The organism is Glaciecola sp. 1036, from assembly GCF_050306235.1.
Taxonomy (GTDB): Bacteria; Pseudomonadota; Gammaproteobacteria; order Enterobacterales; family Alteromonadaceae; genus Glaciecola.
Window position 1 is genome coordinate 257,089 of record NZ_JBLWFH010000002.1, and the last position, 16,710, is coordinate 273,798.

Consider the following 16,710-nt stretch of genomic DNA (forward strand, 5'->3'; position numbering starts at 1 on the left):
AGGTTTATTTAAAACGTGACAATTGGTGTTGCAGTTGCGCTATTTGACCACCTAAACTAGAGAAGCTTTGCTCTGTATGGTCTGCACTTAATGAAAGTGCTTCTGATGTATTCGCCAGCAAGCTGGTGGATTTAGAGATCTCAGCAGAAGCTTGAGATTGCTCCCGAATTGCTTCGGCCACGGACGTCATGTTGTTGGTCACAGAACTGATGCTACTAACAACTGTATCAATAATGCGTTTAGCTGAATCTGATGAATTTGATACTTTGCCTGATTTTTCTACACAGCCCTTCATTTGTTGCACAGACACTGTAGATTCATGAATCAGGGCCGCGGTTATTTCGCTGATTTGTTCAGTGTTTTCTTTGGTGCGCATAGCCAACTGGCGCACTTCATCAGCAACTACCGCAAAACCTCTACCGTGTTCCCCTGCGCGCGCAGATTCAATAGCAGCATTCAGCGCTAGTAAGTTAGTTTGTTCAGATATGGCTTTAATTGACGCCATAAAATCTTCAATTTGTTGGCATTTTTCCGATAGCTGAGAAATAGCGCTAGATGTACTGGTTAAATCCTGCTGTAGCGAAACAATATCACCATTGGATTCTACTACCACGGTTTTAGCTTCAATGCTGGAATCTCTCGCATTCAAAGACAGGGTGTTGACCTCATTAGCTCTAGAAGCTACTGAGTCGTTATTTACTGTCATTTCTTCAGTAGCAGCTGCTATGGTTGCTACCTGGCCCGTAGTATCTGTACTCGCTTGTTTCACTTCTTTAGATAAGGTGCCTACTTCTTGGGAAACCTGATCAAGTACACCTGCAACTGACTTGGTATGCTCAATGAATTCAGAAAATGCATTAATCAAGGCTTCGAATTGGCGTAAAGCCGGCGTTGAGCCAGAGGTTTTCACATGTAAGTTGAAAGTACCCTTTTCAGCCATTATGGTGTTGACGGCTTCCGTTAGCTCTTGACCAGACGCACCATCATTTTTAGATTGAATAGCCATAAACCCAAGCACAATACCTTCTGCGATGGCAAATAATGCGTGAACGATTAGCACATAGAAGGTGAGGTATAACTCTTCAAAGATGAAAACAGGCATTCCGCTGGATTGCATAATATAAAAACTGATATGGTGGAGTGCGACAACCGCTACACTTGAAACCACTACCGTCCAATCACGATATAAGGTGGTCATTGCCATCACTGCAAAAATTTCAAAGTGCATGTAGGTAGTACCGCCGTATTGCTGAATATGCAAAGCAGCAAATAATTGAGTTGCTATGACCGCAGCATGACAAGTAACTCGGCTGTGTTGTTGCAATTGCATCATAGCGAGAGGAAGCGCCAAGATAATAATGCCAGCAACAAGTCCAAGCATTAGGGTATCAGTAAAATACCCAATGAACAGGGTTAAAAACGCCTGAAAAAATAACACTCCTTTGTAAACTTTATGTCCCTTTTCAATCCAAGGATAAACCATCAGAGATACCTTATATTAAAAGTCCAAAAGCACATTTCGTTATCGGCGAAATGCCCTTATAAATTAGCTTTTTTTGCGAAAAAATTTAGCTGAGTCAGTTCGCTAGTAAAAAAGACGAAATAGGTTATGCTTAAAATCTTGTGATCAAGTAAACCCTTGATTAAAAACTTGCGACCTAATTTAAAAGTACAAGGAGAAAGTTATGGAGTTAGGGCAATTTTCAGTAAGTCTTACCGTTAAAGATATTGCAAAATCTAAAGAGTTTTATGAAAGTTTGGGTTTTCAATGCCATCCTGAGTGCGGCGGCATTGAAGAAAAATGGTTGATAATGCAAAAAGACACTGTGGTGATTGGTTTGTTTCAAGATATGTTTGAGCAGAACATTCTTACCTTTAATCCTAAGGATGCCCGTGCTATTGAAGCTGAAATTAAGGCAAAAGGCTACACTATTGATTCGCCGACCTCCGGAGAATCTGGACCTACGCACTTTATGCTAAAAGATCCAGACGGTAACTTAATTATGTTTGATCAACATTTTTAATCGAAATTAAATCAAGTTTCGACTTGAATTTGTTGTGCCATTCCTAACGCTTTTTCGACAGCTGCTTCTGGAGAATCTGCTCGACTTAAACACACACCCATTCGACGTCGCCCTTTAATTTCTGGCTTACCAAACAAACGAATATCTGTTTGAGGAACGCTAAGGGCTTTGTCAATTCCTTGATATTGAATACTCGTAGATTCCCCTTCTACCAACAAAGCTACAGAGGCTGATGGTCCCTTAAAGGTAATATCTGGGATCGACAGGCCTAAGAATGCCCGAACATGTAAGGCAAATTCAGATAAATCTTGGGATATAAGGGTAACCATGCCAGTGTCATGGGGACGAGGTGAGACTTCGCTAAAATAGACTTCATCCCCTTTTATGAATAGTTCGACACCAAATAAGCCATATCCACCCAGAGCAGCTGTGACCTTATTTGCCATGGATTTTGCGTGTTTAAGCGCTATTTCGCTCATTTGTTGTGGCTGCCAAGATTCTCGGTAATCACCGTCTTCTTGACGATGTCCAATGGGTTCGCAATAGCTAGTACCGTCTTTATGGCGAATAGTGAGAAGCGTAATTTCGTAATCGAAATCAATAAATGATTCGACAATAACAGTGCCTGCGCCGGCGCGACCACCTTCTTGAGCTAATTGCCACGCTTGTTTTACATCGTCCTTGCTGCGCAATGTCGATTGCCCCTTACCCGAAGAACTCATAATGGGTTTTACTAAGCATGGAAAACCTATTTCTTCAACGGCATCTTCAAAATCATCTAAATTATCCGCAAACTTATAGGCTGAAGTCGGTAAAGAAAGCTCCTCAGCTACTAGTCTTCGAATACCTTCTCGGTTCATGGTGAGATGGGCTGCTTTGGCACTTGGAACAACGGTAAATCCCCGCTGTTCTAGGGTAATTAATTTAGCAGTAGCTATGGCTTCAATTTCAGGAACAATAAAATCTGGTTGTTCTTGGGTAACTATTTTCTCAAGCGCCTCACCATCAAGCATTGATAAGGTATAGCTTCGGTCGGCCACTTGCATTGCCGGTGCATTTTCGTATCTATCGAGCGCTATCACTTCGCACCCTAAGCGTTTTAATTCAATTACAACTTCTTTGCCAAGCTCGCCAGAACCGAGTAAAAGAACTTTTGTGGATGACGGAGAAAAAGGTGTGCCTAAAATTGTCATTTTTGCCTATCTCTAAATTTTTGACACAAAATAGCTTAGAGATAAAATAAAATCAAAGATAAACACGCTCTTGTTGTTTGTTGTGATAGCATGAATGAAAAAACGAGAATAAATATGCGTTTGATTCTAATCTCCACAATCACCCTTGTATTTTTACTGCTAAGTGAGCCTAGCTTTTCACGACCCGCGCCATTGGTATCTATTCCAACGCATGATGCATTTTTTCAATCTATTGCGGCACATTGTGGAAAGGCGTTTGAAGGTAAATTGAGTGTAGATACACCACCTTCAAATGGATTTACTGATAAAACCTTGGTGATGTTTGTTCGCAAGTGCACAGAATCGCGGTTGGAAATTCCTTTTTACGTAGGAGAAAACGCTTCACGTACTTGGATCATTACCAAAACTGGCAGTGGATTAAGTTTAAAACATGATCATAGACTAGAAAATGGTGAGGATGATTCATTGACTATGTATGGCGGGCATACATTAGACGCTGGTTATGCGCATATTCAATCGTTCCCTGCTGACGAATACTCAAAACAGTTATTCAGCCGATTGCAATTGCCTCAATCCATTGGTAATACTTGGCAAATGTTTGTATATCCTGAGCAATTCAGTTATCGATTAACTCGCCAAGGAAGAGAATTTAGAGTAGATTTCGATTTGACCAAACCTATTGAAATACCCCCAACACCTTGGGGTTACGAAAAAGAATAATCTTAATAAAAACAAAAAAGTAACAGGCAGAAAACATGAAAAAACACCTTTTAAAAGCGATACCTCTAGTTTTGCTGAGCACATTGGTAGCTTGCCAGCCAAAAACTGAGGAAGCATCAGAAGTCCCCAAAGAGAGTGAGTCAACAGTGAGTTCAAGCAAAACACAATATCCAGTGAGTAGACATGGAGAAGTTATTGATACCTATTTTGGCACTGAAGTAGCAGACCCCTATCGTTGGTTAGAAGATGATATGAGTGAGGAAACCGGTGATTGGGTAAAACAGCAAAATCAAGTAACTCAAGCATTCTTAGGTAAGATTCCTTATCGCGAAGAGATTGAAGACGTGGTGCGAGACCTTATCAACTACGAAAGGGTTTCAGCACCATTTACCGAAGGTGAATATACCTACTTTTATAAAAACGATGGCTTACAAAATCAGAGCGTTGTATATCGTCAGAAAGGTGATGCAGAAGCTGAAGTTTTTATTGATCCCAATACCTTCAGTGAAGATGGAACAGTGTCTCTAGCCGGAATGGCATTTTCTGAAGATGGTGCAAAAGTCGCCTATCAAACTTCCACTGGTGGTAGTGATTGGCGCCAAGTGTATATCATGGATGTTGAAACCAAAGAATTCATTGGGAAACCGCTTCAAGACGTCAAATTCAGTGGTTTATCTTGGTACAAAAACGATGGATTTTATTATTCCAGCTACGACAAACCCACAGGGTCAGAGCTAAGTGAGAAAACAGATCAGCACAAACTTTATTATCATAAAGTTGGAACGCCTCAGTCAGAAGATGAAAAGGTATTTGGTCATATTGATAGCGAAAAACATCGTTATATTGGTGCCCAAGTCAGTGAAGATAATAGATTTTTGTTTGTAAGTGCAGCAAATTCCACCTCTGGAAACCGCGCTTACTTGATGGATTTAGAGGATAAAGCAGCTGGTTGGAAAACGGTTAAACAAAGCATAGATGCAGATGTTTATATGTTAACCAGTAGCGGCGACAAATTGTTTTTAGTGACCAACGAGAACGCACCTAACACTAAGATTATTGTGGCTGATGCGAAAAATCCAGATGTTGCAAATTGGAAAGATTTAATCGCCGAAACTGAAAATGTATTAAGCCCGAGTACAGCGGGTGGATTTCTATTTGCTGAATATATGGTCGATGCCATTTCAAAAGTAATGCAATATGATTTGCAAGGAAACCTTGTGAGAGAAATCGAATTACCAGGTTTAGGATCTGCTGGTTCATTTGGCGGCAAAAAAGATGCTGTAAGTACTTACTACACTTTTACCAACTACGTGACACCAACTTCTATTTTTGAGTTTAATATTGAGTCTGGTGAAACCGAATTATTCAACAAGCCAGAATTACGCTTCAACAGCGAAGATTATGTATCGAAACAAGTGTTTTACACTTCTAAAGATGGAACCAAGGTTCCAATGATAATTACTTATCACAAAGATACCGAGTTAAATGGTAAAAATCCCACAATTTTATATGGTTATGGTGGGTTTAATATCAGCTTAACGCCGAGCTTTAGTTCTACTGTAGCTGCATGGCTTAAACTTGGTGGCGTCTATGCTGTGCCTAATTTACGCGGTGGCGGTGAGTATGGTAAAGCTTGGCATAAAGCGGGTACGCAAATGCAAAAGCAAAATGTGTTTGATGATTTTATTGCAGCAGCTGAATACCTTATCGAAAATAACTACACTAGCAATGATTATCTAGCGCTAAGAGGCGGATCTAACGGCGGCCTGCTGGTTGGTGCGGTAATGACCCAAAGACCAGACCTAGCTAAAGTAGCCTTGCCTGCGGTTGGAGTATTGGACATGTTGCGTTATCACACTTTCACTGCCGGTGCCGGTTGGGCGTATGACTATGGTACTTCAGAGCAGAGCCCAGAAATGTTTGAGTACTTGTTAGGTTATTCACCGGTTCACAATGTAAAATCAGGTGTTGAATACCCTGCAACGCTAATCACAACAGCAGATCATGATGATAGAGTGGTTCCAGCTCATTCATTTAAATTCGCAGCGGTACTGCAAGAACATCAAACAGGTGATAATCCGACCTTAATCCGTATTGAAACTGATGCGGGCCACGGTGCTGGTAAACCCATCAGCAAAACCATAGAAGAGGTAGCTGATCTCTACGGCTTCACCCTATACAACATGGGCATCACCACCCTCAACTAAAAACAAACAATGGAGCCGTAGTTCATTCTCCCCAAAAATGAACTACGACTCCATTTTTGGAGTTACCAGTGGCCAATGAATATTTGTTTGTTTACGGTACTCTTCTAAAATCTATAGATTCCCCCCAACACAGAAAACTTATCCAGAACGCAGAGTTTTCGAGCTTTGCAACACTTCAAGGCTTAATGTTTAACCTAGGTGATTATCCAGGTGTAATCGAATCTGATACAGAAGGTGACCAAGTGATAGGGGAGTTGTATCGAATTAAAAATAGAGAGGTGCTTTTTTCTTTCTTAGATGATTACGAAGAATGTTCAGAGCATCATGTTAAACCTCATGAGTATGTTCGAAAACTATGCCGAGTGCTAACGTCGAAGTCAATTGTGTTAACGGCTTGGGTGTATATCTATAACCGCGATGTGACACAGCTAGAGCTAATACCAAGCGGTGATTACTATGCCTTTGCGAATAAGAAATAATGGAGCCGTAGTTCATTTTTCCAAAAAAATGAACTACGGCTCCATTTTTAGTGTTTTAGGCCGAAAAGAAGTCTTAGTAGCTTTATACGCTTGGCGAGTTCGTACCCTACAAAACATCCCACTAATGTTATTGCGGTAATTAAACTTAGTTCAATCACTACAGGTAATCGATTCGGTGCCAAGTAATTGGCCACAATGATAATGAGTGTTTGGTGCAACATGTACCAAGGTAAAATAGCGGTGTTAGCGTATCTTAAAAACTGGTTAGTGAATCTAAGATAGTGGCCTGCCAAACCCACTAGCGCAAGTATCCAAGTCCAATGATTTAGTGTAAATACGCTTCCATAAAAGCTTTTCACTAACAGAGAAGTTTCAAATCTATCAGCTAAAAACGTCCAAGCACCGTGTCTATCTGCAATAATGAACGCATAACACACAACTGCTACCATGAGAAGTCGCCAGCGATGGTGAACGACGGAATCCCATAATTTAGGGGTATATACTAAACCGTATCCTACCAAAAATACCCAAAAGTATTTAGCATGACTGTACCAATCATTTACTAAGTCATGAGTGGTTGGAAATTTTTGGCGTAATGCCAGCCATATCAGCGTTGTTGTTACTACAAGCAACGCCACAAAAACAGGTAATGAAAGCTTTTGTATAAAGCTGGACTCTACCAATCGAGTAATCGCTTTATGTATCAGCAAGAGTATGACTGAATACACAAACAAATAGGGTAAAAACCATAGATGATTCCAAGTAATAAGGCCTATTACACTTTGTTTTTCAGGGGCTAGCTGAGTATCTAGATTGTAGTATTCAGAAAGAAAGCTTAGGTAATTTTTGTCGTATCCGATGCTATGCTGCAATTCTATATACAGCTGAGGAGGCACTATAACCAGCATGCCAAAAACTAAGGGTATTAATAAGCGTTTACTTCGAATAGATAATACATTTTTCAAACCGTACTTTTGCTGAAATAACGCCAAGGACATAGCCGAAATAAAAAACAGCAAAGACATTCGCCATTGATTAAACAAAATCATTATATCTTGCAAGATCTGGCTTTGGTGTTCGCTTTTAATGTGCCATCCCCAATCAAGCACGTAAAACATACCGATGTGATAGCCGATTAAAATAAAAAAAGCCAACACTCTTAACCAATCAATATCATCTCGTCTTTCAACTATTGTCATTACTTCCGCTCTCCATTAATCTTGCGAAACAAATCTTGTAGTAGAATGTCTGGTCTAACTAGCCTCAGGTGACGAAACGGTGGAAGAAAAGGGACAAACGGTGGGAAATAGGGATGAAAAAAATACCTTTTTAACCAAATGGATCGAGCGTATTGATAAACGCCCTACGCTTTATTTCATCGTTGCAATATTGGTGTACATGTTTATCAACAATACCATCAATGCAACTTCTGTTTGGATGGAGGTTACTAGGGATGGCGAGGCGCAAATATCCCTTTGGGAACCCTTTGTTTGGGAATATTCAAGTTTAATAGCGAATGTCATAGTGTTGCCATTTTTGATGATGTTCTGGCGGGCATATCCACTTAGGTTTGAAGCTCCACTAAAGCAGGTTGGAGCACATATTTTAGTAAGTTTGTTATACGCCATTTCACATGTTGTATTGATGGTATTACTGCGTGAGTTAATTTATTCATTGGCTAATGGCAACTATAGCTTTGGTCCCTGGTTACGTGAATTTTTCTATGAATATCGTAAAGATGTTTGGGGCTATTTATTTGTATTGATGTTGTTCACCTTGTTTAAAATGCTATATAGCCGATTAAAAGGTGAAGCGAATTTTCTCAATGATTCACCTTCTACGAGCGATGACTCAAAACAAACAGTCAAATTTCCAGAGTATTTATTGGTTCGAAAATTAGACAAAGAGTTTTTGCTAAAGACCAATGAAATTGAGTGGATGGAGTCTTCAGGAAATTACGTCAATTTGTATAGTAATAATCGCATATATCCCTTACGCGGCACCTTAACTGAGATGACGGATAAACTGTCATCAAAATTCACTCGAATTCACAGATCGTATTCGGTTAACCACGACGCTATTGAATCCATCAGTTATCAGCCTAGCGGCGATGGTGAAATCACACTAAAAAATGGCCAGCAATTGAATTTATCAAGGCGCTATAAAGACGCATTTAAACAAAATTTATCTCTTTAACTAGAGCGAGTTTATCTTTGCTCATCAATTGTGTTGGTGTCTAAAAGTAAGATTGTAAAATTGCGTTACAATTTTCGTTCTAGCAAAGCTATGCAGCCCCTGAATATTTTCATATACTGCATTTTCTAATGTGTACCCTACAAGGAGAGTACTTTGGACATTACTAGCATTATTGCCATAGTGGTTATCGTTATTATCGCGTTCTATCTAATCAGTATCTTCAACAAATTAGTAGCGCTCAAAAACCGCTACAAAAATGCCTTTGCGCAAATTGAAGTGCAATTAAAGCGTCGTTACGACCTGATCCCTAATTTGGTCGAAACCGCCAAAGCCTACATGCAGCATGAAAAAGAAACCCTCGAAAATGTGATAGCAGCGCGTAATCAAGCATCTGCTGGTTTGTCTAAAGCCGCAGACAATATGAGTGGTGCGGCTATGCAAGATCTTGCAGGTGCAGAAGCTATGCTTTCCGGTGCTTTAGGAAGATTAAACGTAGTCATGGAAGCTTATCCTGACCTTAAAGCTAACCAAAATATGATGCAAGTAAGCGAAGAATTGAGTTCGACAGAAAATAAAGTGAGCTTTTCTCGCCAAGCGTATAATGATCAAGTCTTAGCCTACAATACTTATAAGCAAAGTTTCCCCCAGAATATGCTGGCGAATATGTTTGGCCATTCTGAAGATGCGGCTCTACTTGAGTTCCAAGACAGTGACAAAATTCAGGAAGCACCAAAAGTAAGCTTCTAATTTATGAATTTTTTTGAATCACAAGATAACGCCCGAACCAGCACAAAATGGTTGCTGTTTTATTTCACTATGGCGGTTGTAACGCTAATTATAGTGACCAATATTTCCATCATGGGCGTGTTCATCTATTTTGATTTACAAGGCCAACCCTTATCTTTTGATCTCATAATGGCAAACTTCAATTGGGAAATGTTTGCTTGGATTTCACTGGGTATCTTAGCTGTGATATCAGGCGGTAGCCTGTATAAAATGTCTTCACTTTCAGCCGGTGGGCGTGTTGTGGCGCAGTCATTGGGCGGTGAAAAAATTGATCACAACACCCAAAATCATCAACAAAAAGTGCTGTTAAACGTGGTAGAAGAAATGGCGATAGCATCAGGAACGCCTGTGCCGCCAGTCTATTTACTCAAAAATGAAAATGCAATAAACGCCTTCGCCGCTGGTTATTCCACTGATGATGCTGTTATCGGTGTGACCCAAGGCGCATTAGATAATTTAGACAGAGCCGAACTTCAAGGGGTTATTGCCCATGAATTTAGCCATATTTTAAACGGTGATATGCGTTTAAATATGCGCTTAGTCAGCGTCTTGCACGGTATTCTAATTATCGCGCTGATCGGCTATAGAATAATGCAAACGACTAGCCACTCCAGTCGCTCCAAAAACAACGGCAACATTGCACTTATGGGCTTGGGCTTTGTTGTTATAGGTTATACAGGCGTGTTTTTCGGGAATATTATAAAGGCTTCTGTTAGTCGACAAAGAGAATATTTAGCAGATGCGTCAGCAGTGCAATTTACCCGAGACAATCAAGGTATCGCCAACGCCCTAAAGAAGATTGGTGGAATCAAATCTCACGGCAATCTAGAAACCTCAGAAGCCCGCTCGTTTAGTCATGCTTTTTTTGCCGACGCGATTAAATCAAAATTTGGTGGCTTGTTTTCAACCCATCCTCCTCTAAACGATAGAATTAAAAAGTTAGATCCACTATTTAGAGGCAAATTCAAAGAGTATACCCCGACATCTTCCGGACAAAATGAGCAAACTTCGGGCTTTGCTCCTCAACCTAGTGAAATTAATACGTCTGATATTGGAAACTTGGCTACTCAACATATTCAAACGGCTACAAACTTAATCGCTAGTATCCCAAGTGTAATTAAACCAAGATTGTATAATACCGAATCAGCAGAGTCGGCTATTTATGCATTGTTAGTAGGCAAGACCTCTAAAGATAAAGCTCTAGATAATCAAATTGGATATTTAAAGACACAACTGCCTGAGATTCAATTTGAGGAATTCCAAACCATGCTCCCTGAATTCCAAGATCTAGCGGAAAGTTTGCGTTTACCTGTGCTAGAAATAGCATTGCCTAATTTAAGAAGTATGTCGAAAATCAATTTTTATCGATTTGAGGAAAATCTAAAATATCTGATAAATGCTGATAACCAGCTAGACTTATTTGAATGGACAGTCTTTTCTATCACAACTCAATATTTAAAAACTGAGTTTGAAACGGCTAGAGTACCAATTCATAGACACAAAGATTTTGCCAAGGTAGCAACAGAGTTAAATTGTTTTTTACAGCTCATATTGGATCAGTGTGTCAAGCCAGAACACCATGAAACAGTAAAACAACAAGTAAAGGAATTGTTTTCAGTAGAGGTTTCAGGTCAAAGTAAAGATCCGTCAGGCCCTGTGTTAATAGAAGACTTTGCAGGCGCTGTCATACAACTACGCAGCTTATATCCAAAAAGAAAAGAACAACTATTGAAAATAGCTTTCTTCATGATGACTCAAGATGACGAATACTGCCATACAGAGCAGGAGTTAATGCGTGCAATCGCCGAAACCTTAGGTTGCCCAATGCCTGTTTTTCAGACATTGAGCAAAGCTTAGTAAGGTTAATTGGCGTATTTTTGCATTATGGCTGAATATTCTTCACCCGCTTTGAGGGATGTTAGCACTTGGTTAAATTGTGAAACTAGTTCAGGTTCAACAGAGCCCTTACTGAACATCACATAGATGTTGCCCGTGTTCACGGTGAAGCCGTGGGGGACTATGTAATCGCCCAACGCTTTTCGACGAATCATAGAGGCCCCGACAAAGTTATCTTCCAAGAAGGCATCAATGTCCATATCAAGCAAACGGGCAACATTTAATTCGCCCATAATGCCGAACACGAACTGCTCTTGAATACTTTCATCGTCTAACATGGATGAAATCTTGTCGCCATAATAATAAGAGCTTACTACGCCAATTTTGCTGCCGTTTGCAATGAAACTAGCTATGTCTTCATACTTTGCCCTTTTAGCGTCGTCTTTGCGAATATACAAAGAAAACTCCTCAGTACGATATGGTTCACTGAAAAACGCAAAAGATTCTCTAGACTCAGTTTTAGAGGCGCCTAATAGCATATCAACTTCACCATTACGCAAATCTTCCAACAACGACACCCATGTCCCTTGCCGAAAATCTACCGTGCAGCCCATATAATCGGTGACCTCTGAGATCAACTCAATATCAAGACCGCTTACCCTGTCATTTACGTCTACATACTGATACGGCGCCCATACATCGAAACCAATAGTAAGTGAACAGGTTTGTTTGTTGGATGAAGTAGCTTCATCTTGAGAAGAGGAGGTGGTCTCTGAGGACACTATTGATGTTTGATTTTGCATGGGTTGTCCTTGATCTTGAGAGCAAGATACAAGGCCAAGAGACAACACCATGATGAACAAGCTTAAACTGGTTTTCATAACGATTGCCCTAACAAATTTTACAACTTTAGTGTAGTTTATAAATCAAATAAAACCACATTTAGTTAACAAAATATTAACTTTAAGGGCTATCTATTTAATTTTTAAGGGCTTGATCGATCTCTGTAAGGAACTCGTTATTGTTAATTTTTCCTTCATCAAAAGCTGGAATTCGTTCTAGATCTTTAACTTTGATATCAGAGTAAACAGCCTGATCTTTCCAACTGATATCTTGCAAATGGCTAATAGGAATCATCACTTTTTTGCCGCCAGGTAACCAATTGCGGGTATCAATTACAATATATAGAATCGACCAAGTGTCTGCATCAACGATAAAGTCTGTGACATGGCCTTTCATGCCATCGGACTCCACTAAATCATAATGCTTTAATTCTTTGGTTGATCTTAGATTAGGCGAGGTATCTTCAGTATCTTCTAAAGCCTCAATATCTTCTTTTTGTACATATTGTTCAGCCAAAGCGGTTGGGGTATGAAAATCTCCCCAAAGACCTAAACCATTCCAATAATATCCGTATCCAAAAAAGTCGAACATTATTTGTTCGTATTTACGGGAGATAGGCTGGTGTTCTTCAATTGAAGGGCAATCTAATATTTGCTGTTTGCTGAGTTTGATATCCAAGGTTTCTTCTTGAGTATCGAGAAGTTTTAGTGAAACTGGTGTCACCAGTACTTTTTTGGATAAAGGTCTCCAGCGCTGAGTATCAACATTCACATATCTGATTGTCCAGGAATCATCATCAAACAATACATCTTGTATGTGACCCAGTGCTCCATCTGTGGCATTTACATCAAAACTTAGCAGTGTTTTTAGGCTGATATTCATAACGTCCTCCGATATAACTATGAAGTAGAATACGGAAATTGTCTAATTTGAGATTGCTGACAAAGGAAATTCCTTTAGTACGCTTTTTTAAATGAGTGATAACGTCTATTATTAGCGTTAAAAGTTGAGTTTTAAATATCGGTGTTATGAGTAAATTATCCCTTCAAGAACAAATGTTGAAAGCTGGTCTAGTAAGCAATAAACAAGCGAACAAAGCTAAAAAAGGCTCCAAAAAATCGAGAACCTTAGCTAAAGAAGTAAAAGCCAGTGTAGAGGCAAAAAAAATTGCAGAACAAACACGGGCAAAAGAACTGAATAAACAGCAACAAGAACAAAAATTGGAACGAGAAATCCAAGCTCAGATAAAGCAGTTGATCGTCGCTAACAAAATTGAATTGGGTAAAGGAGACATCAAATACAATTTTACCGACGGCACAATTATTAAAAGTATTTACGTCGATGAAGCGACGCGTGCACAGTTAGTTAAAGGACTTTTAGCTGTCGCAAGATTTGAGGGTGGCTACATAGTGGTGCCCAATGTTGTTGGTAAAAAAATCAGTGAGCGCGATACCAGTGTAATGATTGAAAATAAAACGTCAGAAGAAATTCCAATTGAAGACGATCCTTATGCCGATTACGTAGTGCCAGATGATCTTATGTGGTAAGGACTTGAGCTAAAGAGCGTCACTTTAAATGGCAATTAATTTCACAGAGATTACTGCCCAGTTAATGACCAAGGTTGTAGATTTAACTTTTTGAAAATTCGGCCGAAAATTTAGTCAGTACTCTACAACATTCTCAATCAAGGGTAATAAGTAAAAGACAACATGCATAATTTTCTAATCACACTGATCAACAAACGAACAAGCATTCTGATTTTTAGTTGTTTACTTATTATTGTCTTAACCTCCATTGGCGCCAAGAACCTCTATTTTAGAGGTGATTATCGGGTATTTTTTGAGCCGGATAACCCCCAACGAGTAGCTTACGAGCAGATGCAAAAAGCGTTTAGTAAAAATGAAAGTGCATCTATTGTTATTAGCGCGAAAAATGGAGATTTATTTAATCAACAAAGCCTAGCCCTAATTAAAAAACTCACCGAGCAAAGCTGGCAAACACCATTATCTTTAAGGGTCGATTCAATTACCAATTACCAGCGGACCTATTTATATGATGAAGATCTAGTCATAGAAGATTTGGTACCTAGCACCGATAACCTCTCAACCGAAGATATACAAACCATTCGACAGGTGAGTTTGTCTGAGCCAGAACTTATCAACAAACTGATTTCTGAAGATGGTTCAGTGGCCATGATTAATATTACGGTTCAATTACCAAACGGTGATCAAACCAAAGAAATTAATCAAATTGGCGCGTTTTTACGGGATCTTATTCAACCTGTTATTGAGGAAAATGAAGCCCACGAAATTCGTCTTAGCGGTTTGGTAATCATGACAGATTCGTTCTTTTTAGCTGCACAAAAAGATGCCATGACCCTTTTCCCATTGATGTTTGCTATCTTTGCCTTGCTACTGACCCTTTTTATGAAGACTTTTAAAGGGACGTTATTTACGCTCTTGATTGTGATGGTAAGCATAGCCTCAACAATGGGACTTGGCGGTTGGTTAGGCATGTTTATTAACGTTGCTACTGTGAATGTTCCTGTGATCATCATGACTCTAGCCATTGCCGATTGCGTGCACATAATTTCAAGTACTCGAAAGTTTATGGAAGATGGCTATAGTCAGCAGGAGGCTATCGGTAAATCGTTAGAAATCAACTTGAGTGCCGTTCTAATCACAAGTACTACAACAGCATTAGGCTTTTTAACCTTAAATTTCGCCGAAGTACCAGTGCTTCATGATATGGGCAATTTAGTCGCAATTGGCGTGATATTCGCCTGCGGGTTTTCAATCTTTTTACTTCCAGCGCTACTTAAGAAAGTTCAACTTCCTTTCACTGTGATTAGCCAAGAACAAAAGGCAGGGGAACCTTCTGAAAATATCTGGCACAAATATACAGTGTTCTTAACTCGATATTGCAAGCCAATATTGGTGTCTGTTACGGCTTTATTTGTTTGTTTTGGTTATTTGGCGAGTCAAAATCAGTTGAACGATATTCCTATAGATTATTTCAATAAAGGCAATGAATTTAGAGAAGTTGCAGACTATCAACAGGAAAATTTAACAGGACTTACTACGGTAGACTTAGCCATAGATACCGGCGAAGAAAACGGCATATTCGATCCAAAGTTTTTAGCATTTTTAGACGAATTTACATCTTGGTTAAGAGAGCAACCTGAGGTGGATCATGTTCTATCATACGCAGATATATTAAAACGTTTGAACAAGGTGTTAAATCAAGATAACCCAGATTTTTATAGCATGCCCGAAAAGCGTACTTTAGCAGCACAATACACCTTACTTTATGAGATGTCCTTACCCTACGGTCTTGACGTTAATAATCAGCTTGATATCAGTAAATCGAGAATTCGATTAATAGTTACCACAAAAAACTTAGGCAGTATTGCGCTTACGGATTTTGAAAGTAGAGCTAAGTTATGGGTAGCTGACAATGGAGCTGGATATACAATTAGTGGGGCAAGCATCCCCTTAATATTTGCCCATATAAGTGAATCGAACATGGACGGTATATTAGAAGGAACTATAGTCGCTTTGTTGCTGATTTCAGTTGTTCTGTTTTTTGCGCTAAGGAATGTTAAACTGGGTGTTATCAGCTTGATACCTAATATTTTCCCTGCGGTTTTTGGTTTTGGAATATGGTATTTATTCTCTGGCACCATAAGCATGGCGCTCGCTGTGGTTATGATCATTCCGCTTGGCATTATAGTGGATGATACTGTTCATTTTCTGGTTAAATATCAGTCAAACTTTAAACAAAGCAAAAACAGCTTAGAAGCAGTGAATTACGCGTTTAAGCACGTAAGTAAAGCCTTAATTATCACCACCATAGTACTCGCCAGCGGATTCAGTGTTCTTGGGTTGTCAGATTTCGCAATTAACTCTGAAATGGGCATATTAACAGCTACTATAATAGTACTTGCTCTAGCAATCGACCTTATTGTGTTACCGTCACTGTTGCTGTTGTTTTATCGCAATGGCTATGAACTGTCAGAAAATACATCTAAAGCATAACTGATTATAATACTCACTGCTTAAATATTGTTCTAATCGTCAAATAATTTGCAAATTGCAGCGATTTTGATATTAATCAAAATAAAGAATTACTTTTTTTTTCAAAAGTTCAAAAAAGTGATTTTATAAATAAGACGTTTGCAAAAATAATAATAATGATTAGATAAGGTAATGATACTTCAAGAAATTTAGGAAAAATCTTTGCTCTTTAATGAGGTTAATCCAAGCTCTGTAACCCAATTAAAATTTGAATTCTTCCTAAAGTGTCTCTTTTTCATCACATTTTCATAATCGCAAAAAAAAGCGTCAAAAAATAGACTTTGGTTTAATTTTAACTCGCAATATTTATAAACATTAACAATAAAAGCGAAACTACTTAACAAATTAAA

14 protein-coding genes are annotated in these 16,710 nt (G+C 39.1%); 9 read left to right on the forward strand and 5 right to left on the reverse strand.

The features are described from left to right. Positions 1–4: 4 nt before the first annotated feature. Positions 5–1,483 (reverse strand): methyl-accepting chemotaxis protein, encoded by a 1,479-nt coding sequence (locus ACNKW3_RS03755; protein WP_427397929.1) that lies wholly within the window; start codon positions 1,481–1,483, stop codon positions 5–7. Between the two features lie 202 nt (positions 1,484–1,685). Here ACNKW3_RS03755 and ACNKW3_RS03760 point away from each other — a divergent pair, with 202 nt between their 5' ends. Beyond that, positions 1,686–2,024 (forward strand): VOC family protein, encoded by a 339-nt coding sequence (locus tag ACNKW3_RS03760; RefSeq protein WP_427397930.1) that lies wholly within the window; start codon positions 1,686–1,688, stop codon positions 2,022–2,024. An 11-nt stretch (positions 2,025–2,035) separates the two neighbouring features. On the opposite strand, the gene purT is transcribed toward ACNKW3_RS03760, so the two are convergent. After that, positions 2,036–3,217 (reverse strand): formate-dependent phosphoribosylglycinamide formyltransferase, encoded by a 1,182-nt coding sequence (purT, locus tag ACNKW3_RS03765; RefSeq protein WP_427397931.1) that lies wholly within the window; start codon positions 3,215–3,217, stop codon positions 2,036–2,038. 114 nt (positions 3,218–3,331) lie between these two features. Here purT and ACNKW3_RS03770 point away from each other — a divergent pair, with 114 nt between their 5' ends. The 3 genes from ACNKW3_RS03770 (at position 3,332) to ACNKW3_RS03780 (ending at position 6,623) form a co-directional block, all read left to right on the forward strand. Continuing rightward, on the forward strand, positions 3,332–3,937 hold the full coding sequence (locus tag ACNKW3_RS03770; RefSeq protein WP_427397932.1) for a hypothetical protein: 606 nt from the start codon (positions 3,332–3,334) through the stop codon (positions 3,935–3,937). A 35-nt stretch (positions 3,938–3,972) separates the two neighbouring features. Beyond that, positions 3,973–6,144: a prolyl oligopeptidase family serine peptidase gene (locus ACNKW3_RS03775; protein ID WP_427397933.1), complete on the forward strand. Its 2,172-nt coding sequence runs from the start codon at positions 3,973–3,975 to the stop codon at positions 6,142–6,144. A gap of 68 nt (positions 6,145–6,212) precedes the next feature. After that, positions 6,213–6,623, forward strand: coding sequence for a gamma-glutamylcyclotransferase family protein (locus ACNKW3_RS03780; protein ID WP_427397934.1), 411 nt, complete (start codon positions 6,213–6,215; stop codon positions 6,621–6,623). A 47-nt stretch (positions 6,624–6,670) separates the two neighbouring features. Here the strand turns inward: ACNKW3_RS03780 and ACNKW3_RS03785 are convergent, their stop codons facing one another. Continuing rightward, a complete protein-coding gene (locus tag ACNKW3_RS03785; protein WP_427397935.1) occupies positions 6,671–7,822 on the reverse strand; it encodes an acyltransferase family protein in 1,152 nt (383 codons plus the stop codon). A 79-nt stretch (positions 7,823–7,901) separates the two neighbouring features. Here ACNKW3_RS03785 and ACNKW3_RS03790 point away from each other — a divergent pair, with 79 nt between their 5' ends. The 3 genes from ACNKW3_RS03790 (at position 7,902) to ACNKW3_RS03800 (ending at position 11,462) form a co-directional block, all read left to right on the forward strand. Continuing rightward, positions 7,902–8,819, forward strand: coding sequence for a LytTR family transcriptional regulator DNA-binding domain-containing protein (locus ACNKW3_RS03790; protein ID WP_427397936.1), 918 nt, complete (start codon positions 7,902–7,904; stop codon positions 8,817–8,819). A gap of 153 nt (positions 8,820–8,972) precedes the next feature. After that, a complete protein-coding gene (locus ACNKW3_RS03795; protein WP_427397937.1) occupies positions 8,973–9,566 on the forward strand; it encodes a LemA family protein in 594 nt (197 codons plus the stop codon). A 3-nt stretch (positions 9,567–9,569) separates the two neighbouring features. Further along, the gene (locus tag ACNKW3_RS03800) at positions 9,570–11,462 is read left to right on the forward strand and encodes a M48 family metallopeptidase (protein ID WP_427397938.1); all 1,893 of its coding nucleotides are present in this window, start codon (positions 9,570–9,572) and stop codon (positions 11,460–11,462) included. A gap of 5 nt (positions 11,463–11,467) precedes the next feature. On the opposite strand, the gene ACNKW3_RS03805 is transcribed toward ACNKW3_RS03800, so the two are convergent. Together ACNKW3_RS03805 and ACNKW3_RS03810 are read right to left on the reverse strand one after the other, a co-directional pair. Continuing rightward, positions 11,468–12,322: a substrate-binding periplasmic protein gene (locus tag ACNKW3_RS03805; RefSeq protein ID WP_427397939.1), complete on the reverse strand. Its 855-nt coding sequence runs from the start codon at positions 12,320–12,322 to the stop codon at positions 11,468–11,470. 97 nt (positions 12,323–12,419) lie between these two features. Next, complete coding sequence (locus ACNKW3_RS03810; RefSeq protein WP_427397940.1) at positions 12,420–13,166, reverse strand: PRC-barrel domain-containing protein; 747 nt, start codon at positions 13,164–13,166, stop codon at positions 12,420–12,422. A gap of 146 nt (positions 13,167–13,312) precedes the next feature. Between ACNKW3_RS03810 and ACNKW3_RS03815 the strand changes: the two genes are divergently transcribed. Further along, a complete protein-coding gene (locus ACNKW3_RS03815; protein ID WP_427397941.1) occupies positions 13,313–13,831 on the forward strand; it encodes a DUF2058 domain-containing protein in 519 nt (172 codons plus the stop codon). Positions 13,832–13,993: 162 nt separating this feature from the next. Beyond that, complete coding sequence (locus tag ACNKW3_RS03820; RefSeq protein WP_427397942.1) at positions 13,994–16,321, forward strand: efflux RND transporter permease subunit; 2,328 nt, start codon at positions 13,994–13,996, stop codon at positions 16,319–16,321. Positions 16,322–16,710 lie beyond the last annotated feature (389 nt).